The sequence below is a fragment of the Micromonospora sp. RHAY321 genome (assembly GCF_023896955.1).
In the GTDB taxonomy this organism is placed as follows: Bacteria; Actinomycetota; Actinomycetes; order Mycobacteriales; family Micromonosporaceae; genus Micromonospora.
The window spans coordinates 275744-296732 of record NZ_JAMHIW010000004.1 but is presented as its reverse complement, the minus strand read 5'-3'; the positions used below and the strand labels follow the sequence as shown (position 1 = coordinate 296732).

21 protein-coding genes are annotated in these 20989 nt (G+C 72.4%); 12 read left to right on the top strand and 9 right to left on the bottom strand.

The window, feature by feature from the left end; genetic code table 11:
- Positions 1-5: 5 nt before the first annotated feature.
- Both leuE and M8C17_RS12505 read right to left on the bottom strand, forming a co-directional pair.
- The gene (leuE, locus tag M8C17_RS12510) at positions 6-677 is read right to left on the bottom strand and encodes a leucine efflux protein LeuE (RefSeq protein WP_252416599.1); all 672 of its coding nucleotides are present in this window, start codon (positions 675-677) and stop codon (positions 6-8) included.
- On the bottom strand, positions 677-1918 hold the full coding sequence (locus tag M8C17_RS12505; RefSeq protein WP_252416598.1) for a bifunctional pyridoxamine 5'-phosphate oxidase family protein/GNAT family N-acetyltransferase: 1242 nt from the start codon (positions 1916-1918) through the stop codon (positions 677-679). The genes leuE and M8C17_RS12505 overlap by 1 nt, the downstream gene beginning before the upstream one ends.
- Before the next feature lie 34 nt (positions 1919-1952).
- On the opposite strand from M8C17_RS12505, the gene M8C17_RS12500 reads away from it, so the two are divergent.
- The 7 genes from M8C17_RS12500 (at position 1953) to rny (ending at position 10276) form a co-directional block, all read left to right on the top strand.
- Positions 1953-3293 carry an aminotransferase class I/II-fold pyridoxal phosphate-dependent enzyme gene (locus M8C17_RS12500; protein WP_252416597.1) on the top strand — a complete coding sequence of 447 codons (1341 nt, stop codon included), beginning with the start codon at positions 1953-1955 and terminating at the stop codon, positions 3291-3293.
- Positions 3294-3622: 329 nt separating this feature from the next.
- Positions 3623-4327, top strand: coding sequence for a UdgX family uracil-DNA binding protein (locus M8C17_RS12495; RefSeq protein WP_252416596.1), 705 nt, complete (start codon positions 3623-3625; stop codon positions 4325-4327).
- A gap of 76 nt (positions 4328-4403) precedes the next feature.
- Positions 4404-5771 carry an MFS transporter gene (locus tag M8C17_RS12490; RefSeq protein WP_252416595.1) on the top strand — a complete coding sequence of 456 codons (1368 nt, stop codon included), beginning with the start codon at positions 4404-4406 and terminating at the stop codon, positions 5769-5771.
- Positions 5772-5775: 4 nt separating this feature from the next.
- Positions 5776-5976 (top strand): DUF3046 domain-containing protein, encoded by a 201-nt coding sequence (locus M8C17_RS12485; protein ID WP_252416594.1) that lies wholly within the window; start codon positions 5776-5778, stop codon positions 5974-5976.
- A gap of 183 nt (positions 5977-6159) precedes the next feature.
- Positions 6160-7206 (top strand): recombinase RecA, encoded by a 1047-nt coding sequence (gene recA, locus M8C17_RS12480; protein ID WP_053656326.1) that lies wholly within the window; start codon positions 6160-6162, stop codon positions 7204-7206.
- A 14-nt stretch (positions 7207-7220) separates the two neighbouring features.
- A complete protein-coding gene (locus tag M8C17_RS12475; protein ID WP_252416593.1) occupies positions 7221-7919 on the top strand; it encodes a regulatory protein RecX in 699 nt (232 codons plus the stop codon).
- A gap of 590 nt (positions 7920-8509) precedes the next feature.
- Complete coding sequence (rny, locus tag M8C17_RS12470) at positions 8510-10276, top strand: ribonuclease Y (protein WP_252416592.1); 1767 nt, start codon at positions 8510-8512, stop codon at positions 10274-10276.
- Positions 10277-10334: 58 nt separating this feature from the next.
- Here rny and M8C17_RS12465 read toward each other — a convergent pair whose 3' ends face one another.
- Genes M8C17_RS12465 through M8C17_RS12450 form a run of 4 tightly spaced genes read right to left on the bottom strand, consistent with a single transcriptional unit; the run spans position 10335 to position 13740 of the window.
- Entirely contained in the window at positions 10335-11303 is a 969-nt protein-coding gene (locus M8C17_RS12465; protein WP_252416591.1) for an amino acid ABC transporter permease, read from the bottom strand.
- Positions 11300-12007, bottom strand: a complete 708-nt coding sequence (locus M8C17_RS12460; RefSeq protein ID WP_252416590.1) for an amino acid ABC transporter permease — start codon at positions 12005-12007, stop codon at positions 11300-11302. The genes M8C17_RS12465 and M8C17_RS12460 overlap by 4 nt, the downstream gene beginning before the upstream one ends.
- 41 nt (positions 12008-12048) lie before the next feature.
- Positions 12049-12927 carry a glutamate ABC transporter substrate-binding protein gene (locus tag M8C17_RS12455; protein ID WP_252416589.1) on the bottom strand — a complete coding sequence of 293 codons (879 nt, stop codon included), beginning with the start codon at positions 12925-12927 and terminating at the stop codon, positions 12049-12051.
- A gap of 57 nt (positions 12928-12984) precedes the next feature.
- A complete protein-coding gene (locus M8C17_RS12450; RefSeq protein ID WP_252416588.1) occupies positions 12985-13740 on the bottom strand; it encodes an amino acid ABC transporter ATP-binding protein in 756 nt (251 codons plus the stop codon).
- A gap of 194 nt (positions 13741-13934) precedes the next feature.
- Here M8C17_RS12450 and selD point away from each other — a divergent pair, with 194 nt between their 5' ends.
- Together selD and M8C17_RS12440 are read left to right on the top strand one after the other, a co-directional pair.
- Entirely contained in the window at positions 13935-14924 is a 990-nt protein-coding gene (gene selD, locus M8C17_RS12445) for a selenide, water dikinase SelD (protein WP_252416587.1), read from the top strand.
- Between the two features lie 236 nt (positions 14925-15160).
- Entirely contained in the window at positions 15161-15640 is a 480-nt protein-coding gene (locus M8C17_RS12440; protein ID WP_252416586.1) for a hypothetical protein, read from the top strand.
- Positions 15641-15674: 34 nt separating this feature from the next.
- On the opposite strand, the gene M8C17_RS12435 is transcribed toward M8C17_RS12440, so the two are convergent.
- The gene (locus tag M8C17_RS12435) at positions 15675-15929 is read right to left on the bottom strand and encodes a DUF2277 family protein (RefSeq protein WP_252416585.1); all 255 of its coding nucleotides are present in this window, start codon (positions 15927-15929) and stop codon (positions 15675-15677) included.
- Positions 15930-15985: 56 nt separating this feature from the next.
- Here M8C17_RS12435 and miaB point away from each other — a divergent pair, with 56 nt between their 5' ends.
- Positions 15986-17503, top strand: coding sequence for a tRNA (N6-isopentenyl adenosine(37)-C2)-methylthiotransferase MiaB (miaB, locus tag M8C17_RS12430; protein ID WP_252416584.1), 1518 nt, complete (start codon positions 15986-15988; stop codon positions 17501-17503).
- Positions 17504-17567: 64 nt separating this feature from the next.
- Here the strand turns inward: miaB and M8C17_RS12425 are convergent, their stop codons facing one another.
- Together M8C17_RS12425 and M8C17_RS12420 are read right to left on the bottom strand one after the other, a co-directional pair.
- Positions 17568-17759 carry a cellulose binding domain-containing protein gene (locus M8C17_RS12425; protein WP_252416583.1) on the bottom strand — a complete coding sequence of 64 codons (192 nt, stop codon included), beginning with the start codon at positions 17757-17759 and terminating at the stop codon, positions 17568-17570.
- 172 nt (positions 17760-17931) lie between these two features.
- Positions 17932-19140: a DUF349 domain-containing protein gene (locus M8C17_RS12420; protein ID WP_252416582.1), complete on the bottom strand. Its 1209-nt coding sequence runs from the start codon at positions 19138-19140 to the stop codon at positions 17932-17934.
- Between the two features lie 150 nt (positions 19141-19290).
- Here M8C17_RS12420 and M8C17_RS12415 point away from each other — a divergent pair, with 150 nt between their 5' ends.
- Both M8C17_RS12415 and miaA read left to right on the top strand, forming a co-directional pair.
- The gene (locus M8C17_RS12415; RefSeq protein ID WP_252416581.1) at positions 19291-20055 is read left to right on the top strand and encodes a class III extradiol dioxygenase subunit B-like domain-containing protein; all 765 of its coding nucleotides are present in this window, start codon (positions 19291-19293) and stop codon (positions 20053-20055) included.
- A complete protein-coding gene (gene miaA / locus M8C17_RS12410; protein ID WP_256482598.1) occupies positions 20040-20984 on the top strand; it encodes a tRNA (adenosine(37)-N6)-dimethylallyltransferase MiaA in 945 nt (314 codons plus the stop codon). Before M8C17_RS12415 ends, miaA begins: the two co-directional genes overlap by 16 nt.
- The last annotated feature ends 5 nt before the right edge of the window (positions 20985-20989 follow it).

Genomic DNA, 20989 nt, shown 5'->3' with positions numbered 1-20989 from the left:
CCGGGTCAGCCGGCGCTGGCGGTGGCCAGCTTGAGGCTGAAGGCCAGGAAGAGCGCGGCCACGGCGGTGGTGCCACCGGCGGCGAGCCGGCGACGCTGCCGGAACTGAGCGGCCAGGAACGTGCCCGCGAAGATCAACGCGGTCAGGTAGAGCGCGCTCGTCACCTGGGCGATCAGCCCCAGCAGCAGGAACGACAGCGCCGGCCAGGCGTAGCCGGGGTCGACGAACTGGATGAAGAACGAGATGAAGAACAGGATCGCCTTCGGGTTCAGCAGGCTGATCACCAGCGCCTTGCGGAACGGGCTGCGCATCGCCGCCGGCTCCGCGGCGTCGATGAGCCGCGGCGTGCTCGGGTCGTTGCGGTCGCGCCAGCGCCGCCAGGCGCCGCGCAGCATGGTCAGCCCCACATAGCCGAGGTACGCGGCACCGGCGTACTTGACCACCAGGAACACCGGCGGGTACGCCTTGAGCAGCGACGCGACCCCGGCGGCGGAGAGGAACATCAGCACCCCGTCGCCGACGAACACCCCGCCCGCGGCCCGGTAGCCGGCCCCCACGCCCCGCTTGGCGGCGGTGGAGAGCACGAAGAGTGAATTCGGCCCGGGCAGCAGGATGATGGCCACGGTGCCCAGTACGTACGTCCAGATGTCGGTGATTCCCAGCACGCCCGCCATCATCACGCCACGGGTGCCGTCCGGCGAAGCCTTTCCCGCAGCCTGAGCTGTGCCGTCGGCCACTCATCGACGGTCATCGCGTACTGCACGGTGTCCCGCCAGGAGCCGTCCGAGCGTTGCCGGTGCATCCGCAGCACCCCCTCCCGGGTCGCGCCGAGCCGCTCGATGGCCGCCTGCGACCGTTGGTTGCGGATGTCGGTGTGCCAGGCCACCCGCACCACATCCAGCTCGTCGAAGGCCCGGGTGAGCAGCAGCAGCTTGGCCTCGGTGTTGATCCCGGTACGCCACCAGGGCCGGCCGAGGAAGGTGTGCCCGATCGCCACCGACCGCCGTTCGGGGTCGATCTCGTAGTAGGAGGTGGTGCCGACGACCGCCCCGGTCACGGCGCAGCGCTGCACCCAGGGCACCCGCTCGCCGCGGTGCTGGGCGGCCAGCGCGGCGGCGACCACCTCGGCGGTTCCGGCCGGCGTGCCGGGCAGCGCGACGCCGAGGTGTCGCCAGACCTCCTCGTCGGCGGTGGCGGTGTGCAGCTCGTCGGCGTGCGCCAGGTCCAGCGGCTCCAGCCGGACGTGTTCGCCGGCCATCGTGGCCGGGTCGTGCCAGGGCGTGCGCGGTTGGCGGAGGTACGCCGGCAGCGGGGCGGTGACCCCGGTGGCCGGCTCCGGCGGCCCGGCGGTCAGCCGCAGCGGCAGCACCCCGGCCCAGTGCGGCAGGTGCAGGTCGGCGTCGTCCTCGCGGACCCCACCGGCGCGGGTCCGGACCGACACCTCGCGCAGCGGCAGTGCCAGCACGGCGGTCTCGGCCAGCTCGCGCCGGGTGGGCGGGCGGCTGTCGGCGCTGCGTCCGGCACCCACCTTCTCGACCAGCGCGGTGAGCATGGCGCTCTTCTCCCGCTCGTCGGTGACCAGGTGGGCGGTGCCGAGTGCGACCACCGAGCGGTAGTTGGCGCTGTGGTGGAACTGGGAGCGGGCGTAGACCAACCCGTCGAGCAGGGTCACCGTGACGCAGACCGGCAGCCCGTCGCCCCGCGCGGCGAGCAGCGGCCGGCTGCCGGTGGAGCCGTGCAGGTAGAGCGTGTCGCCGATCCGTACGTGCAGCGTGGGCAGCACCCGCGGCTGGCCGTCCACGGTGAACCCGAGCGCACAGTGGTACGCCTCGTCGAGCACGGCGTGGGCGGCGACCCGGTCGTAGCTCATCTTGTCGCGGGAACGGTTGGGCGTGGTCCGGGCGGTGGGTGGGTACATGCTCGCCCCTTTGTTCTAGTACAATCTCTTGTTTGTGTCAGCACGCTATCAGTTCACCGGCTCGACGGCCGTCGCGATTTCGGCCAGCATCGAGTCGGGCATCCGTACGGGCGCGCTGCCGCCCGGGACCGCCCTGCCGCCGGTCCGCGCGCTCGCCGCCGAGCTGGGCGTCAGCCCGGCCACCGTCGCCCGTGCCTACCAGGAGCTGCGCCAGCGCGGCCTGCTCGCCACCGCCGGGCGGCACGGCACCCGGGTGCGCCCCCGACCGCCGGTGGCCGCCCGACGCTCCGCGCTCCGCCCGGCGCCGTTGCCCGGCGCCCGTGACCTGTCCCGGGGTGAGCCCGACCCGCGGCTGCTGCCCCCGCTCGGCCCGCACCTCGCGGCGCTCGCCACCGAGGCCGGCCCGTCGGTCGGCTACTCCGACGCCGGGGTGCTGCCCGAGCTGGCGACGGCGGCCCGCGCCCGGCTGAGCGCCGACGGAGTGCCGGCAGGGGAACTCACCCTCACCGGCGGCGCGCTGGACGGCATCGAGCGGCTGCTCGGCGCCCACCTGCGCCCCGGCGACGCGGTGGCGGTCGAGGACCCGGGCTGGGCCAACCTGCTCGACCTGGTCGCCGCGCTGGGGCTGCGCCCGATCGGCGTACCGCTGGACGACGAGGGGCCACTGGTGGCCGGGGTGGCTGCCGCGCTCGCCGCCGGCGCGCGGGCACTGGTGGTCACCAGCCGGGCGCAGAACCCCACCGGCGCGGCCGTCTCCGCCGCCCGGGCCGAGGCGCTGCGGGCGCTGCTCGCCGGTCGGCGGGACCTGCTGCTGATCGAGGACGACCACGCCGCCGAGCTGGCCCGCGTACCCCTGCACCCGCTGGCCGGCGCGACGCCGAGCTGGGCCTTCCTCCGCTCGGTGAGCAAGCCCTTCGGCCCGGACCTGCGGCTGGCCGTGCTGACCGGCGACGAGACCACGGTGGCCCGGGTGACCGGCAGGACGCGGGTGGGCGCCGGCTGGGTCTCCACGGTGCTGCAACGACTCGTCCTCGCGCTGTGGCGCGACCCGGCGGTCGCCGAGCTGGTGGAGCGGGCGGCGGAGAGTTACGAGCGACGGCGCGAGGGGCTGCTGGCCGCGCTGGCCGAGCACGGCCTGACCGCGCACGGCCGCAGCGGCATCAACGTCTGGCTGCCGGTGGCCGACGAGACCAGCGCGGTCACCGCGCTGCGCGACGCCGGCTGGGCGGTGGCCCCCGGTGCCCTCTACCGGATCGCCGCCCCACCCGCCCTCCGCATCACGGTCAGCCCTCTCGCCGTCGATGACCTGGTCCCCCTGGCCGCCGCCCTGACCCGGGCCACCCACCCGACCCCGTCGCCCGGCTTCGCCACCTGACCCACCCGGCCGCGACCGCGCGGTTCGTGTCGCCGACAGCCGGGCCGTGGTCGACGGTGCCGCAGGACGCGCAGGATCAGGGCGATTCGCGGCGGACAGGATGGGTATGCGGGGCGCCGGAGGTGGGGATCATGGCTTCAGGTGGGTCACGCAAGGGGCTCTACATCGCGGTGGCGGTGGCGATCATCGTGATCATCATCGTGCTGATCGCGATCGCGTCCGGTGGTGACGGTGGAGGCAACGGGTACTGACCGCGGCACGGTCGCGGGTGCCGACACCACCCGGTGCCTACCCGGCACCGAGTGGCGAACGGGTATATAACAGTCGGCATGGCCGAGCAGACCGGGAGCGCCCCGGGCGCCCAGCGGTTCATCCCGCCCGACGCCGACACCATCGACGAGCTGCGCGCCGCCTCGGGTGGCTGCCAGGGGTGCGAGCTGTACCGGGACGCCACACAGACGGTCTTCGGCCGTGGTGACGAGAGCGCCCGGGTGGTCCTGGTCGGCGAGCAACCCGGCGACATGGAAGACCAGAAGGGGCTGCCCTTCGTCGGTCCGGCAGGCCGCCTGCTGCGGAAGGCGGTCGACGACGCGGGGCTCGACCCCGGGCAGATCTACCTGACCAACGCCGTGAAGCACTTCCGGTTCGAGCTGCGCGGTAAGCGACGCATCCACCAGACCCCGGACCGGGTGCACATCACCGCCTGCCGGCCCTGGCTGGTCGCCGAGTTCGCCCGGCTCGACCCGGAGATCGTCGTGGTGCTCGGCGCCACCGCCGCGAAGGCGCTGCTCGGGCCGTCGTTCCGGGTGACGAGGCAGCGCGGGGAGTTGCTGCCCTGGCCCGCGTCGGCCCAGCATCCGGAGGACTTCACCCAGGTCCCGGTGGACAGCGCGGGCAAGGTGGCCGACGCTCCGCCGGCCCGGCTGCTGGCCACCATCCACCCGTCCGCGGTGCTGCGCGCCGACGACCAGGACAAGGCGTACGAGGGGCTGGTCGCCGACCTGACCGTCGGCGCTCGCGCCCTGGCGGGCTGACACCACGTAGCGAAACCCGCTGCCGCCGGTCAGGGCGGGTGCGCGAGGATGGGCACCCCCATCCTGAGGAGCGCCGATGGCCACCGAGCTGACCGCGCCGCGTACCGTCCGGCCCGACGTCGCGTCGATCCAGCGCCGTACCCTGCGGCTGCTCTTCACCACCCAGATCATCGGCGGCATCGGCGTGACCATCGGCATCGCCGTCGGTGCGCTGCTCGCCGCCCGGATCGCCGGCACCGCGGTGGCCGGCCTGGCGCAGAGCGCCGGGGTCGTCGGCGCGGCGCTGCTCGCCGTCCCGGTCACCCGGATCATGGCGCGGCACGGCCGTCGGCCGGGCCTGGTGGTGGCGTACGCGGTGGGTGCCGTCGGCGGCGTGCTGGTGGTGCTGGCCGCGGCCACCCGCTCGGTGCCGCTGCTCTTCCTCGGCATGCTGTTCTTCGGCGGAGGCACCGCCGCCAACCTCCAGGCCCGCTACACGGCGGTGGACCTCGCCGAACCGGCCCGCCGGGGTCGGCAGCTCTCCCTGATCGTCTGGGCCACCACCATCGGTGCGGTGGCCGCGCCGAACTTCGCCGCCCTGGCCGACCGGGTCACCAACGGCTGGGGCGTGCCGCCACTGGCCGGCCCGTTCGCGTTCAGCGCGGTCGCGTTCGTGCTGGCCGGCGGCGTGATCCTCGGGTTGCTCCGGCCCGACCCGCTGCTCACCGCGCGCCGTCTCGCGGCGGCCGACACGCCGGTGGCCGACGTGCCGGCGACCGCCCTGGCGGCCGAGGCGCCGGCGGACGGCGGTGCGGCGCCGGCCACCGCGCCGGCAAAGGTGCGCGCACCGCGCGGCGCCGGGATGCGGGTGGCCTGGTCGGTGGTACGCGAGCGGCCCGCCGCCCGGCTCGGCATCGCGGCGGTGGCCGTCGGTCACCTGGTGATGGTGGCGGTGATGTCGATGACCCCGGTACGGCTCGGTGAGTCGCACGCCGACGCCGACGTGCTGCGGCTGGTCGGCATCGTGCTGAGCCTGCACATCGCCGGCATGTACGCGTTCTCCCCGCTGGTCGGTTGGCTCACCGACCGGCTCGGCCGGCGGATGGTGATCCTCGGCGGGGTCGGGCTGCTGTTGGCCGCCTGCGCGGTCGCCGGCACCGCCGGGCACCACACGCCCCGACTCTCGGTTGGTCTGGTGCTGCTCGGGCTGGGCTGGTCGGGGACCATGGTGGCCGGCTCGACGCTGCTCTCCGAGTCCGTGCCGGCCGGATCGCGGCCGAGCGTCCAGGGGCTGTCCGACCTGATCATGGGGCTGGCCGGTGCCGGCGCCGCCATGGCCAGCGGGTTTGTCATGCAGGTCGCCGGTTATCCGGTGCTCACCCTGCTCGCGGCGGTCGCGACCGTGCCCCTGGTGGCGCTAGCGTTGCGGCCGGTGCCGACCGGGGCACCGGACGAGGAGGGCTGATCACGTGCGGCTGACCGACTTCTGGGCGCGACTGGACGAGGCGTTCGGGCCTGGCTACGCGGCCAGCATCGCCCGCGACCAGGTGCTGTCCCAGCTCGGCGGACGAACCATCGAGCAGGCGTTGGCGTCGGGGGAGCAGACACACGTGGTGTGGCGGGCGGTCTGCGCCGCGTATCCCGACCGCGTGCCCGCACGACTACGCTGAGCAGCCTTTCGCCACTTCCGCGTGTCGCTTGATGAGTCGTACACCTGTTCGGCTATTGTCCACAGCGGGGTGCTCGTCCACAGCTCGCGGCCCGTCGGCTGGTTTTCTGTCGGACCCAGCGCCTAGCGTGTCCGCGTGACGCGAAGCTCAGCAAAGACGCCGGCGAAGGCAGGGGTGGCAACCATGGCAGCAGGGCCTGACCGGGAGAAGGCACTCGACCTTGCTCTCGCTCAGATTGACAAGCAGTTCGGCAAGGGCTCGGTGATGCGGCTGGGTGACCGGCCGGTCGTCCAGACCGCAATCATTCCGACCGGCTCCATCGCGCTCGACGTGGCCCTCGGCATTGGCGGCCTGCCCCGTGGCCGGGTGGTCGAGATCTACGGCCCCGAGTCCAGCGGTAAGACCACGGTGGCGCTGCACTCGGTGGCCAGCGCCCAGCGACTCGGCGGCATCGCCGCCTTCATCGACGCTGAGCACGCGCTCGACCCGGAGTACGCGAAGGCCCTCGGGGTCGACACCGACGCGATGCTGGTCTCCCAGCCGGACACCGGCGAGCAGGCGCTGGAGATCGCCGACATGCTGATCCGCTCCGGCGCGATCGACATCATCGTGATCGACTCGGTGGCGGCCCTGGTGCCGCGTGCCGAGATCGAGGGCGAGATGGGCGACAGCCACGTGGGTCTCCAGGCCCGGCTGATGAGCCAGGCGCTGCGGAAGATCACCGGTGTGCTCAGCAACACCGGCACCACGGCGATCTTCATCAACCAGCTCCGGGAAAAGATCGGTGTGATGTTCGGCAGCCCGGAGACCACCACCGGTGGTCGGGCGCTGAAGTTCTACGCCTCGGTCCGGCTCGACGTGCGACGCATCGAGAGCCTCAAGGACGGCACCGACGTGGTCGGTAACCGCACCCGGGTCAAGGTCGTGAAGAACAAGGTCGCGGCGCCGTTCAAGCAGGCCGAGTTCGACATCATGTACGGCAAGGGCATCTCGCGCGAGGGCTCGCTGATCGACGTCGGCGTGGAGCAGGCGATCATCCGCAAGTCCGGCGCCTGGTACACCTACGACGGCGACCAGCTCGGCCAGGGCAAGGAGAAGGCCCGGGAGTTCCTGAAGGAGAACCCGGACGTGGCCGCCGAGATCGAGAAGAAGATCCTGGAGAAGCTCGGCGTCGGGGTCGGCGCGGGCGACGCCGCCGGCGGCCCGGAGCTGCCGCCGGTCGACTTCTGACCGGTCGCTGACCTGTGGCAGGACGACGCGCCCGTACGGGGCGGGGCTGGGATGCCAGTCCGCCCCGTGCGGGCGATGCCGGTGACCCGCCCCGCCCTCGGCGCGGCCGTCGTGGCCGGTCCGAGGAAGCCGACGCGGTCGAGTCTCCGGCGCCGCCCCGCGACGAGTCGGAGGTGGCCCGCGAGATCTGCCTGCGCCAGCTCGCCGTCCGGCCGCGCACCCGCGCCGAGCTGGCCGGGGCGCTGGCCAAGCGCGGCATCTCCGAGCAGGTCTCAGCCGAGGTGCTCGACCGGTACGACGAGGTCGGCATCATCGACGACGCCGCGTTCGCCCGGGCCTGGGTGTCCAGCCGGCACGCCGGGCGTGGCCTGGCCCGCCGGGCGCTCGCCAACGAGCTGCGCCAGAAGGGCGTGGACGGTGACGTGGCCACCGAGGCGCTGGGCGAGCTGGACGAGGAGACCGAGGCCGACACCGCCCGTGCCCTGGTGGAGCGCAAGCTGCGTACCGCCCGGGGTGAGCCCGACGCCGTCTTCCGCAGGCTGGTGGGCATGCTGGCCCGCAAGGGCTACCCGCCGGGTGTGGCCATCCGGGCGGTGAAGGACGCGATCGCGGCGCAGAGCGCCGAGGCGGCCGAGTTCGCCGAGCAGATCGACGCCGACGCGCTCGCCGACGCCGAGGGCGAGCTGGACCGCGACAACCGCTCGGGCGAGTGAGTGGCCCGGCGGTCGGCCGGGTGTCCGGAGGTAGACGGATGGGTCACACCGCTCGGCGACCCCCGCCCGGTCGTCGGTGTCACCCAGTGACCGGTTGAGCCGGCGCTGAGCAGGCCCGACGCCGCCGACGGCCGTACGCCTCGTGGAATTTGTCCACTCGTGTCCGACACGACATCAGCGGTCGGTGACGCCGCAACTTCTCTCCGTTCGGGGGGTTTGATCATGAGTCCTTGACCAGACCGCCCTTGGCGACCTAGCCTCGCCATACAGGCTCACATTGCCCGACCAGCGCAGGCTAAGCGCACAACATAGATCGCGTAACAGAACAGCATCACTTCGGCCGACTCCACGGCCTTTGGCGGCAGTTCCGGACAGGCCGGTCCGGAACGCCGCGACAACTGCACCCGGTCGCCGACGATGCCCGAGGGCACCGCCGGCGGAGAGAGCTACCCACGGCCAGCCGCTCCGGTCGGGCGTCCACAGCCGCAGGAGTGTGCCCCGGCACAGTCGCTGCGGTCTCGACGTTCAGGGGAGGCGGCCATGGCGGGGCGGCGGCACAGGTTCACCGGTAGGCCCTACGGGGTTCCGGCATGAACGCCTTCGACGTCGTGCTCCTCGCGGCCGTCCTCATCCTCGCCGTGGTGGTGATCGGGGCCGTGCTGGTCGGCGTCCGGACTCTGCGCCGGATGGGTGCGGCGCCGGCCCCGGAGGATCCCGCCTTCATCGCCGAGAAGGACCGTCAGGAGCAGTCCCTGGCCGCCCTGCGCACCGCGGCCGACAAGGCGAACAGCACGATCGACGTGGCGAAGTCCGCGGCTGCGGCGGCGCGCGCCGAGGCGGCTGCGGCCACCGCCGAGGCGAAGGCCGCCCGTGCGGAGGCCCGCCGGGTGCTCGACGACGCCCGAGCCGAGGCCGACACCGTGCTGGAACGCGCGCACAAGCAGGCAGAGGCGGACGCCGAGCAGTTGCGCACCGCCGCCCGGCGCAGCGGCGAGCGGGAGGTCGCGGTGCTCGCCGCCACCACCCGGGAGCAGGCCGCGGAGGTGGAGCGCCGAGCGGCCCGGATGGACGAGCGGGAGCGGCTGCACACCGAGGAGGTGGAGCGGTTCGCCGAGCGGGAGCGGCAGCTCACCGAGGCGAGAGCCGCGCTCGCGGCCCGGGAGTCGGCGCTCAGCCAGCGGGAGACCGAGCTGGCCGAGGCGGAGGAGCTGCGCCGTCGGGAGCTGGAGCGGGTGGCCGGGCTGACCGCCGAGGCGGCCCGGCTGGAGCTGATCGAGGCCATCGAGACGCAGGCCAAGCGGGAGGCCGCGCTGCTGGTGCGGGACATCGAGTCCGACGCGCGCAGCACCGCGGAGCAGCGGGCCCGGCACATCGTGGTGGACGCGATCCAACGGGTGGCCAGCGAGCAGACCGCGGAGAGCGTGGTCAGCGTGCTGCACCTGCCCGGCGACGAGATGAAGGGCCGGATCATCGGCCGGGAGGGCCGCAACATCCGGGCCTTCGAGTCGGTGACCGGGGTCAACCTGATCATCGATGACACTCCGGAGGCGGTGCTGCTGTCCTGCTTCGACCCGGTGCGCCGGGAGGTCGGCCGGCTCACGCTGGAGAAGCTGGTGCTCGACGGGCGGATCCACCCGCACCGGATCGAGGAGGTCTACGACCTGGCCCGGCACGAGGTGGAGGAGCTCTGCCAACGGGCCGCCGAGGACGCCCTGGTCGAGGTCGGCATCACCGAGATCCACCCGGAGCTGGTCACCCTGCTCGGGCGACTGCGCTACCGCACCTCGTACGGGCAGAACGTGCTCAAGCACCTGGTCGAGACCGCGCACATCGCCGGCATCATGGCCGCCGAGCTGCGCCTGGACGTGCCCACCATCAAGCGGTCGGCGTTTCTGCACGACATCGGCAAGGCGCTCACCCACGAGGTGGAGGGCAGCCACGCCATCATCGGCGCCGATCTGGCCCGCAAGTACGGCGAGCACGAGGACGTGGTGCACGCCATCGAGGCGCACCACAACGAGGTGCCGCCGCAGACCATCGAGGCCGTGCTCACCCAGGCCTCCGACGCCTGCTCGGGCGGCCGGCCGGGCGCGCGCCGGGAGAGCCTGGAGGCGTACGTCAAGCGGCTGGAGCGCATCGAGGAGATCGCGGCCGGCAAGCTCGGCGTGGACAAGGTCTTCGCCATGCAGGCCGGCCGGGAGATCCGGGTGATGGTCAAGCCGGACGACGTGGACGACATCGGGGCGGCCGTGCTGGCCCGCGACGTGGCCAAGCAGATCGAGGAGGAGCTGACCTACCCGGGTCAGATCCGGGTCACCGTGGTCCGCGAGTCCCGGGTCACCGAGATCGCCCGCTGACGGTACGCAGACGGAAAGGGCCGACCCGCGTGGGTCGGCCCTTTCGTCGTACGGTGGCTCAGATGCCGGTTCCGTTGGCCTCGGACTGCGACATGAGCGCGGCCGGGGGCGCGGTCTGTCCCGCGGTGGCGGCCGTCTTGCGGCCCCGGGACAGCCGGCGCTGGACGTACTGGGCCAGCTTCGACAGCGAGTAGTTCACCGCGATGAACAGCACGGCGATCACCACGTACACCTGGATCGGGTTGCCCAGCGCGCCGATGATCTGCTTGCCGATGTTCAGGGTCTCCTCGTAGCTGATGATGAAGCCGAGCGAGGTGTCCTTGAGCACCACCACGAGCTGGCTGATCAGCGCCGGCAGCATGATCCGGAACGCCTGCGGCAGCAGGATCATCCGGGTGGTCTGCGCCGGGGAGAGGCCGATCGCGGCCGCCGCCTCGCCCTGGCCGCCGGGCAGGCCCTCCATGCCGGAGCGGAGGATCTCGGCGATCACCACGGAGTTGTAGATGGTGAGACCGATGACCAGGTACCAGAGCGTGTCGAAGGTGATGCCGAACTCGGGAAAGCCGCGGGCCACGAAGAAGATGGTGATGACCACGGGCAGGCCGCGGAACACCTCGACGCACACCCGGGTGACCGCCGACAGCAGGACGCTCAGCCCGCGCAGCAGGTACGACACGGGGGTGGCGAGCCCGGTGAACCGGCGCCGGGTCAGGCTCTTGAGCTGGATCCGCAGCACCGCCAGAGCGGTGCCGATCACCAGCGAGGAGATGATCGCCAGCACCGCCGCGGTGAGGGTGTTCTTCAGGCCGAGCCCGATCCGGTCCCAGACCAGCGAGAAGTTCTCGTTGGAGGGGTCGACCAGCGGCCCCCACAGCTCCATCGAGAACTGGTCCTTGGCGTCCAGCGGCCGGTAGATCAGGAAGTACGCGCCAACCAGCAGCAGCACGGTGGCCACGAGGCTGCTGACGAGGGTGATCCGGCGTTGCCGGGGCCCGGGTACGTCGTAGAGCACGGTCTGCTGACTCATCGGGCCACCGCCTGTCGCTTCTCGATCCGGTCCAGCAGGGCGCCAAGCGGCACGGTCATGATCAGGTAGCCGATCGAGATGCCGATCGCGACCGGGATGAAGGCGTAGCCCTCGGCTCCGGTGAGCTGGTCGGCGGTGGCCGACAGGTCGCCGACGACACCGAAGAAGCCGATCAGCGCCGAGTTCTTGATCATCGCGATGATCACCGAACCGAGCGGCACGATCGAGGCCTTCCAGGACTGGGGCAGCACCACGTACCGCAGGTTCTGGCCGAAGGTGAGCCCCAGCGAGCGGGCGGCCTCGGCCTGCCCGGCCGGCACCGCGTTGACGCCCGAGCGCAGCGCCTCGCAGACGAACGCCGCGGTGTAGAGCACCAGGGCGATCAGCGCGAAGCGGAAGTACGGCAGGTCGGTGTCGAGCCGACTGAAGATCGCCTCAAGGCCGGGGACGCGGAGGAAGTCCGCGTTCGAGCCGAGCGCCGGCAGACCGAACGCGGCGAAGAACATCACCACGGTCAGCGGCATGTTGCGGAAGACGTTCACGTAGCCGGTGCCGACCGCCCGCAGCGGCGGGACCGGCGAGATCCGGAGCACCGCCACGACGGCGCCCAGGATGAGGGCGCCGATCGCGGCGAGTACGCAGATCTGGAGGGTGAGCCAGAAACCACCCGCAAAGACGTCGAACTTGTCGATGAGCACGTTCACGGGTCGGTTTTCCTCCCCACCCTCCAGATCGAAGGGTCAGATCAGTAGCGGTTGATGGTCGGAGCCGCGCCCAGTTCCGCGCCGAACTTGCCGGCGGTGTCGTCCCAGGCCTTCTTCCAGCTACCGTCGGCGACGGCCTTGTCCAGCGTGTCGTTGATGAAGCTGCGGAAGTCCGCGTCCTCCTTCTTCACACCGATGCCGTACGGCTCCTTGGTGAAGTTGGCGCCGGCCAGCTTGAAGGACGCCTCGTCCTTGGCGATGTAGCCGAGCAGGATCACGTTGTCCGTGGTGACGGCGTCGACCTGGCCGCCCTTGAGGGCGTCGCGGCACTTGTCGTAGGTGTCGAAGAGCACCAGCTGGGTGCCGACGTCCTTGACGTACTGCTTGATCGTCTCGGCGGGGGTCGAGCCGGTCACCGAGCAGACCTTCTTGGTGCCGTCCTTGAAGGAGTCGGGACCGGTGATGGTCGCCTCGTCCTTCTTCACCATGATGTTCTGGCCGGCCTCGTAGTACGGCCCGGCGAAGGCGATCCGCTCCTTGCGCTTGTCGTTGATCGTGTAGGTCGCGGCGACGAAGTCCACCGTGCCGTTGACGATCACGTCCTCGCGGACCTTCGAGGGGGCCTCGACCCACTCGATCTTGTCCTCGGGGATGCCGAGCTCCTTGACGATGATCTTCGCGACCTCGACGTCGAAGCCCTCGGGCTTGCCCGACAGCCCCTTCTGGCCGAAGCCGGGCTGGTCGAACTTGGTGCCGACCTTGATCTTCTGGGCCTTGTTCAGCTTCTCCATGGTGCTGCCGGCGGCGAAGGACTTGCTGCCGGAGCCGGTGCCCTCTCCGCCGTCGTCGCCACCACAGGCGGTGAGGCCGAGCGCCAGAGCGGCGACCGCGGCGACCGCGGCAACGCGCTTGATACGCATACTCTTCTCCTTCTTCAACGGGGCCCGCCGGTGGCCGGCGTGCTCCACTACGGACGCCTAGTGCGTAAGGATCTTGGAGAGGAAGTCCCGGGCCCGCTCGCTGCGCGGGTTCTCGAAGAACTCGTTCGGCGGGGCGTCCTCGACCAGTTGGCCGTCGGCCATGAAGATGACCCGGTTCGCGGCGTGCCGCGCGAAGCCCATCTCGTGGGTGACCACGACCATCGTCATGCCCTCGCGGGCCAGCGACGTCATCACGTCCAGCACCTCGCCGACCATCTCCGGGTCGAGCGCGCTGGTCGGCTCGTCGAAGAGCATCGCCTTGGGCTGCATGGCCAGTGCCCGGGCGATGGCCGCCCGCTGCTGCTGACCGCCGGAGAGCTGGGCCGGGAACTTGTCCGCCTGGTTGGCGATGCCGACCCGGTCGAGCAGGGCCAGGCCGCGCTCGCGGGCGGCGGCCGGCTTCTCCTTGCGGACCTTGATCGGGCCGAGGGTGACGTTCTCCAGGATGGTCTTGTGGGCGAAGAGGTTGAACGACTGGAAGACCATGCCCACCTCGCTGCGCAGCTTGGCGAGGGCCTTGCCCTCGGCCGGCAGCGGCTGGCCGTCGAAGGTGATGGTGCCCGAGTTGATCGGTTCCAGTCGGTTGATGGCGCGGCACAGCGTCGACTTGCCGGAGCCGGACGGGCCGATCACCACGACCACCTCGCCCCGACCCACCGACAGCGAGACGTCGTCCAGCACGTGCAGCGGTCCGAACCATTTGTTGACCGCGTCCAGCACGATGAGCGGTTCGCCCGTCGTCACGTCGTCCACCGTCCCTGTCGTCTCCCAGATCGGGGTCGGTTGACCCCCGGTGCGGCCACTGTAGGCGGCGTGATGTGGCAGAACGCAACCCGGCGGGTCACGGAGCGGTAACACCGGTCACGATCGTCGCAGCGAGTCCGATTCCGGCCACTCGACGGGCCGCATCGGTGGCGTCGGCGCCCTGTTGCCGAGATCATGGACGGATGACGGAACCGGTTCGGCTGACCCGTTACGCCCGTGGCGGAGGGTGCGCCTGCAAGATCCCGCCGGGGGAGCTGGAGATCATGGTGGCCGGTCTCGGCCCGGCAACCGGCACCGCCGAGCTGCTGGTCGGTCTGGACCACGGCGACGACGCGGCGGTGGTCCGCCTGGACGAGCGGACGGGCCTGGTCAGCACCGCCGACTTCTTCACCCCCGTGGTCGACGACGCGTACGACTGGGGGCGGATCGCCGCCGCCAACGCGCTCTCCGACGTGTACGCCATGGGCGGCGTCCCACTGGTCGCGCTCAACCTGCTCTGCTGGCCGCGCGACGTGCTGCCGCTGGAGCTGGCCCGTGAGGTGCTGCGCGGCGGCCAGGACGTGGCCCGGGAGGCCGGTTGCCACCTGGCCGGCGGCCACAGCGTGGACGACGACGGCCCGAAGTACGGCCTCGCGGTCACCGGCACGGTACGGCCGGAGGAGCTGATCACCCTCGACGCGGGCCGGGCCGGGGTGCCGCTGTCGCTGACCAAGCCGCTCGGGGTGGGCGTGCTGAACACCCGCCACAAGACCACCGGCGAGAGCTTCCCGGAGGCGGTGGCCACGATGAGCGCGCTCAACCGCGACGCCGCCCGGGCGGCGGTCGCCGCCGGCATCCGCTGTGGCACCGACGTGACCGGGTTTGGCCTGCTCGGGCACGCCTCGAAGCTGGCACGGGCCAGCAGGCTCACGGTGGCGATCGACACCGCCCGGGTGCCCTACCTGCCCGGTGCGCGGGAGGCTCTGCGCGACGGGTACGTCAGCGGCGGCACCCGGCGCAACCTGGACTGGGTCACCCCGTGGACCGACTTCGGCGTGACGGACGAGGGCGAGCGGCTGCTGCTGGCCGACGCGCAGACCTCGGGCGGGTTGTTGGTCGCGGGTGAGCTGCCGGGTGCGCCCGTGGTGGGCGAGTTGCTGCCCCGCGGCGAGCACCTGGTCGTCCTGCGCTGACCGGACGGGGGCCTCGCCGATCCGGAACCGGAACACGCGGCGCCGGTGGTGCCGACGCGGCACCATACCCGATAAACTGTCATCTTCCCGCTACTCCGAGCAACGCTGCTCAGGGAAATTTTGCCCGGAATGGTCACAGACCGGTAACTTGCCCCCGGCTGAGGTCAAATGCCCCCCACCATCGTCAGTAAGGCCCGATCCGGAGGCCGGTGGGACGAACGCAGCGAGGAGGCGGAATGACCGAGCTGTGGAACTGGAGAATCGACCGGGTACGACCCGTGGAGGTCTACCCGGCGCTGGCCGAGGCGCTCGGTCGGGTGGTGATGCCGCTGGCGGTGGCCGACCCGGCGCGGCTGCCGGCGTACGCGGTGGTCTGCGACGTCTGGCAGGCGCCGGGCGAGTTCGCGACGATCGTGGACTGCTACGGGGTGCCCGAGCGGCTCCCCGAGCACGCCAGCATCGCCGCGCTGGCGCGCCTGCTGGACCGCAACTGCCTGCTGCGCGACGACACGCTCGACGCCGGCCGGCACCTGCTCGTGACCCCGGACGGCACGGTCCGCCCGGTGCACTTCGACGTCCGCGACACCGACGACGGCGAGGTGCTGAGCAGGCAGCGGCTCTGCACGCTGGCCGACCCGGGCTGCCGGGGCTGGTCGCAGTGCCACCGCTCGCGCTGGGCACCGGACACCGTCGCCCCGGCGCTCGCCGCGGCCTGACCCCCCCGGGTCCGGCCGGCCCGCCGACCGTCGATCAGGCGCGGCCGGAGGCGGTGGCCGGCCGGTCCGCGGTGGCCGGCCCGGCACCCCGCACCACGAGCTGGTCGAGCAGGGTGCGGGTCGCCTCGGTGACGGCGGCCACGGCGGCGTCGAACGCGGCGGCGTTGTGCGCGGCGGGCGCCCGGAAGCCAGAGATCTTCCGGACGTACTGCAACGCCGCCGCCTCCATGTCGGCGTCGGTCACCTGCGGGGTGAACGGCTCGCGCAGGGTCTTGATGCTCCGGCACATGTCGTGTGCTCCTCGGTTCGGGGCGATCCGGCCCACCCGGATACGCTGTCCTGGTCATGACTACCGCAGCGGCGGGCAGCGCGCGCACCTACCAGGTGCGCACCTACGGCTGCCAGATGAACGTGCACGACTCCGAGCGCATCTCCGGCCTGCTCGAACAGGCCGGCTACGTGCGTGCGCCCCAGGCCGACGACAGCGCGGACGTCGTGGTCTTCAACACCTGCGCGGTGCGGGAGAACGCGGACAACCGGCTCTACGGCAACCTCGGTCATCTGCGCCCCGTGAAGGACAAGCACCCGGGGATGCAGATCGCCGTCGGTGGCTGCCTGGCCCAGAAGGACCGTGGCGAGATCGTCCGCAAGGCGCCCTGGGTCGACGTGGTCTTCGGCACGCACAACATCGGTGCGCTGCCGGTGCTGCTGGAGCGGGCCCGGCACAACGCCGCCGCCGAGGTGGAGATCCTGGAGTCGCTGGACGTCTTCCCGTCCACGCTGCCGACCCGCCGTGAGTCCACGTACGCCGGCTGGGTCTCGATCTCGGTGGGCTGCAACAACACCTGCACGTTCTGCATCGTGCCCTCTCTGCGGGGCAAGGAGAAGGACCGTCGCCCCGGCGACATCCTCTCGGAGGTGCGCGCCCTGGTCGACGAGGGTGTGCTGGAGGTGACCCTGCTCGGGCAGAACGTCAACTCCTACGGCGTCGAGTTCGGCGACCGGTACGCCTTCGGCAAGCTGCTGCGCGCCTGCGGCGACATCGACGGGCTGGAGCGGGTCCGGTTCACCAGCCCGCACCCGAAGGACTTCACCGACGACGTGATCGCCGCGATGGCCGAGACGCCGAACGTCTGCCACTCGCTGCACATGCCGTTGCAGTCCGGCTCCGACGACGTGCTCCGGGCGATGCGCCGGTCCTACCGCTCCGACCGCTACCTGGGGATCATCGAGAAGGTCCGCACGGCGATGCCGGACGCGGCGATCACCACCGACATCATCGTCGGCTTTCCCGGCGAGACCGAGGCCGACTTCCAGCGCACCCTGGACGTGGTGCGCGAGGCCCGGTTCTCCTCGGCCTTCACCTTCCAGTACTCCAAGCGCCCCGGCACGCCCGCCGCAACCATGGACGGCCAGTTGCCCAAGCAGGTCGTGCAGGAGCGCTACGAGCGGTTGATCGCCACGGTGGAGGAGATCACCTGGGCGGAGAACAAGCGCCTGGTGGGGGAGACCGTCGAGGTGCTGGTCGCGGTCGGCGAGGGCCGCAAGGACGAGCGGACCGGCCGGATGTCCGGCCGCGCCCGCGACGGTCGGCTCGTGCACTTCGCGACGGGGGCGGCCGACGGCGGGTCGATGGCCGGCCAGATCCGGCCGGGGGACATCGTGCACACCGCCGTCACGTACGCCGCGCCGCACCACCTCAACGCCGACGGTGCGCCGCTGTCGCACCGGCGGACCCGGGCCGGCGACGCCGCCGAGGCGGGGCGCTCCCCGCGTACCCCCGGGGTGTTGCTCGGGCTGCCCACGATCGGCGCACCGGCGGTCGCGCCCGCACCCACCACCGGCGGCTGCGCCGTCCTCTGACGCGGCGCGCCGCCCCGTCGCCCGCCGCCACTGACGGCGGGCGAGGGGAGCGAGGCGAGCCAGCTCAGCAGGCTGTCGGGTTGAGCTTCGGTGCGGTGGGTGGAGTGGCGGTGCCGTTGGCCGTGAAGCCGACCGTGACCGACGCGCCCGCCGGCAGGGACGGGGCGGCGGCCGTGACCGTCGTGCCGGACTGGGTGACGGTGGCGTTCCAGCACCTCCGGTCGCCGGCCCCAGCAAGCTCGCAAGATCCACGCAACTTCAGGGAAGTTGCTGCCTCCGGCGTGTCTGAGGCAGCAACTTCAGGGATGTTGTGAGGATCTTGAGCCGGGCGGCGCGGTCGGCGTGGGGCGGCACGGGCGGCGCGGGGCGGGGACAGCGCGGAAGCCCCCGGTCCCGGGTGGGACCGAGGGCTTCCGGAACGCGTCAGCTCAGCCGGCCTGCTCGGCGAGCTGGAGGAACTGCCGCTTGGCGGCGAGGGCCTGCTCGGCCTCCTTGATCCGGCGCGCGTCCCCGGCGCTCTGCGCCCGGGCCAGCCGGTCCTCCGCCTCCGCCACCTGCGCCCGCATCTGGGCGAGCAGGGGGTTGTCCTCCTTGGTGGTGCGGCGCCATGCCGAGTCCATCACCTCGCGGACCTTGTCGTCGATGGCGCGCAGCCGGCGCTCCAGCCCGGCGGCGGCCTCCCGGGGAACCCGGCCGGCCTCGTGCCACTGGGCCTGGATGTCCCGCAGCTTGGCCTGGGCGCCCTTGGGGTCACCGTCGATGTCCAGCGCCTCGGCCTCGGCCAGCAGCGCCTGCTTGCGCTCCAGGTTGCCGCGCTGCTCGTTGTCCCGGGCGGAGAAGACCTCGCTGCGCCGGCTGAAGAAGGCGTCCTGCGCGGCCCGGAACCGTTCCCAGAGCTTCTGCTCGGCCTCCTTGGAGGCGCGCGGCGCGGCCTTCCACTGGGTCATGAGCTCCTTGAGCTGGTTGGCGGTGGCCGCCCACTCGGTGGAGTCGCTGAGCTTCTCGGCCTCGGCGACCAGCTCCTCCTTGGCCGTCTGCGCCTGCTTGCGCTGCGCGTCCAGGGAGGCGAAGTGGGCGCCGCGGCGCCGGGTGAAGCCGTCCCGGGCGGCGGCGAACCGCTTCCACAGCTCGCCGTCGGTCTTCTTGTCGACCCCGCGGATGGTCTTCCACTCGTCGAGGATCTCCTTGAGCCGGTCCCCGGCGGTCTTCCAGCCGGTCGACTCGGCGGCGAGCTTCTCGGCCTCCTCGACCAGCGCGGTCTTGCGCGCCAGGGCCTCGCCGCGAGCGGCGTCCCGGGCGGCGCGAGCCTCACCGGCCTTCTCCTCGGCGAGGGTGGCCAGCTTGTCCAGCCGCGCGGCCAGGGCGTCGATGTCGCCGACCACGTGGGCTTCGGGCAGCGTGGCGCGGATCCGCTTGATCGTGCTCAGCGAATGCCCGGCGTCCGCCGCTCCCGAGTTGAGCCGCGCCTCGGTCAGGTCCACTTCGGTCACCAGGTCGGCGAAGCGGCGTGCGAAGTGCGCCAGGCCCTCCTCCGGTGCTCCCGCCTGCCAGGATCCGACCACCCGCTCGCCCTCGGTGGTCTTGACGTACACGGTGCCGTCCGCGTCCACCCGTCCGAAGGCAGTCCAGTCGCTCATGTGCCCATCCTCGTTCTCCCGGCGTCGAGGGAACTGGCCCCCGCCGCCGCCACGGCGCAGTCAAGTTGCTTCCGGCATTGTCACAGGTCCGACCCGGTCCGCGTCGAGCGCCTATCGCCGACCGTGACCATACGGTGTCCTAGGGCGCGAATGACCGTATCGGCGCGGAGACGCACCGGGCATTCCCGCTACGGTGAACGGGTGCCACTGGTCGCCGCCGCCGTCTGCCCCCATCCGCCCCTGCTCGTGCCCCAGGTGGCGGGTGCCGCCGCGCCCGAGTTGGACGACCTGCGGGCGGCCTGTGACACCGCCGTCGGAGGGCTGTTGGCCGCCGATCCGGACGCCGTGGTGCTGCTCGGCGCCGGCCCGGCGACCGGCCCGATCCCGCCCCCGGCCACCGGCTCCCTCCAGCCCTGGGGCGTCGACCTGGACGTGCCGCTGACCCCCGGGCAGCCCGACCGGGGCGCGGTGCTGCCGTTGAGCCTGACCATCGGCGCGTGGCTGCTGGCCCGGCAGGGCGTGCGGGCGCCCGTGACGGCCGTGCAGGTGGCCGCCGATGCCGGCCCGGCCGAGCTGGCCACCCTCGCCGACGAGGTCAACGCCGCCGGCACCCGGGTGGCACTGCTGGCGCTCGGGGACGGGTCGGCCTGCCGGGGCGAGAAGTCCCCCGGGTACGACGACCCGCGCGCCCACCCGTACGACCAGCGGGTCGCCGCGGCCCTGGCCGGGGCGGACGTGGACGTCCTGCTGGAGCTCGACCCGGGTCTGTCCGCGGAGCTGAAGGCCGCCGGTCGGGCGCCCTGGCAGGTGCTCGCCGGGGCGGCCCGGTCGGCCGGCACGTGGCGCGGCGAACTGCGCTACGACGCCGCTCCCTACGGTGTCGCGTACTTCGTGGCGTCCTGGGAGCGCGCGTGAGCGGCGACGGGCCCCGCCCGGTCGGCACGGTCGTGGCGGTGGTCGGCCCGACGGCCGCGGGCAAGTCGGCACTGAGCATCGCCCTGGCGCACGCCCTGGACGGGGAGGTGGTCAACGCCGACTCGATGCAGCTCTACCGGGGGATGGACATCGGCACCGCCAAGCTGACCCCCGCCGAGCGGGACGGGGTGCCCCACCACCTGCTGGACATCTGGGAGGTCACCGAGCCGGCGAGCGTCGCGGAGTACCAGCGGCTGGCCCGTGCGGCGGTGGACGACATCCTGTCGCGGGGCCGGGTGCCGCTGCTGGTGGGCGGCTCGGGGCTGTACGTGCGGGCGGTGCTGGAGCACTTCGACTTCCCCGGCACCGACCCGGCGCTGCGCGAGCGGCTGGAACGGGAGCTGGCCGACGTCGGGCCGGCGCCGCTGTACGCGCGGCTGCGCGCCGCCGACCCGGCCGCCGCCGAGAGCATCCTGCCCGGCAACGGCCGCCGGATCGTCCGCGCCCTGGAGGTGATCCAGCTCACCGGTGCGCCGTTTGCGGCGTCGCTGCCGGAGCCGACGCCGTACTACCCGTCCGTGCAGCTCGGGGTCGACCTGGACACCGCGCTGCTCGACGAGCGGATCGCACTGCGGGTCGACCGGATGTGGGCCGACGGCCTGGTGGACGAGACCCGTGGGCTGGTCGGGCGGGGCCTGCCCGAGGGGCGGACGGCCAGCCGGGCGCTCGGCTACCAGCAGGTGTTGCGCATGCTCGCCGGTGAGCTGACCGAGGCGCAGGCGCACGAGGAGACGGTCCGAGCGACCCGGAGGTTCGTCCGCCGGCAGCGGTCCTGGTTCCGGCGCGACCCTCGGGTCCACTGGCTGGATTCGGCGATGCCGGGCCTGATCGAGGCCGCCCTGCGTCTGGTGCCGGCCGCTGCGCGATGATGGGG

What these genes read in the sequence shown, in the direction of transcription:
- leuE (WP_252416599.1), bottom strand. Translation starts at nt 677, where the DNA reads ATGATGGCGGGCGTGCTGGGAATCACCGACATCTGGACGTACGTACTG.
- M8C17_RS12505 (WP_252416598.1), bottom strand. Translation starts at nt 1,918, where the DNA reads ATGTACCCACCCACCGCCCGGACCACGCCCAACCGTTCCCGCGACAAG.
- M8C17_RS12495 (WP_252416596.1), top strand. Translation starts at nt 3,623, where the DNA reads ATGGCCGAGCAGACCGGGAGCGCCCCGGGCGCCCAGCGGTTCATCCCG.
- M8C17_RS12490 (WP_252416595.1), top strand. Translation starts at nt 4,404, where the DNA reads ATGGCCACCGAGCTGACCGCGCCGCGTACCGTCCGGCCCGACGTCGCG.
- recA (WP_053656326.1), top strand. Translation starts at nt 6,160, where the DNA reads ATGGCAGCAGGGCCTGACCGGGAGAAGGCACTCGACCTTGCTCTCGCT.
- rny (WP_252416592.1), top strand. Translation starts at nt 8,510, where the DNA reads ATGAACGCCTTCGACGTCGTGCTCCTCGCGGCCGTCCTCATCCTCGCC.
- M8C17_RS12465 (WP_252416591.1), bottom strand. Translation starts at nt 11,303, where the DNA reads ATGAGTCAGCAGACCGTGCTCTACGACGTACCCGGGCCCCGGCAACGC.
- M8C17_RS12455 (WP_252416589.1), bottom strand. Translation starts at nt 12,927, where the DNA reads ATGCGTATCAAGCGCGTTGCCGCGGTCGCCGCGGTCGCCGCTCTGGCG.
- selD (WP_252416587.1), top strand. Translation starts at nt 13,935, where the DNA reads ATGACGGAACCGGTTCGGCTGACCCGTTACGCCCGTGGCGGAGGGTGC.
- M8C17_RS12440 (WP_252416586.1), top strand. Translation starts at nt 15,161, where the DNA reads ATGACCGAGCTGTGGAACTGGAGAATCGACCGGGTACGACCCGTGGAG.
- M8C17_RS12435 (WP_252416585.1), bottom strand. Translation starts at nt 15,929, where the DNA reads ATGTGCCGGAGCATCAAGACCCTGCGCGAGCCGTTCACCCCGCAGGTG.
- miaB (WP_252416584.1), top strand. Translation starts at nt 15,986, where the DNA reads ATGACTACCGCAGCGGCGGGCAGCGCGCGCACCTACCAGGTGCGCACC.
- M8C17_RS12420 (WP_252416582.1), bottom strand. Translation starts at nt 19,140, where the DNA reads ATGAGCGACTGGACTGCCTTCGGACGGGTGGACGCGGACGGCACCGTG.
- M8C17_RS12415 (WP_252416581.1), top strand. Translation starts at nt 19,291, where the DNA reads ATGACCGTATCGGCGCGGAGACGCACCGGGCATTCCCGCTACGGTGAA.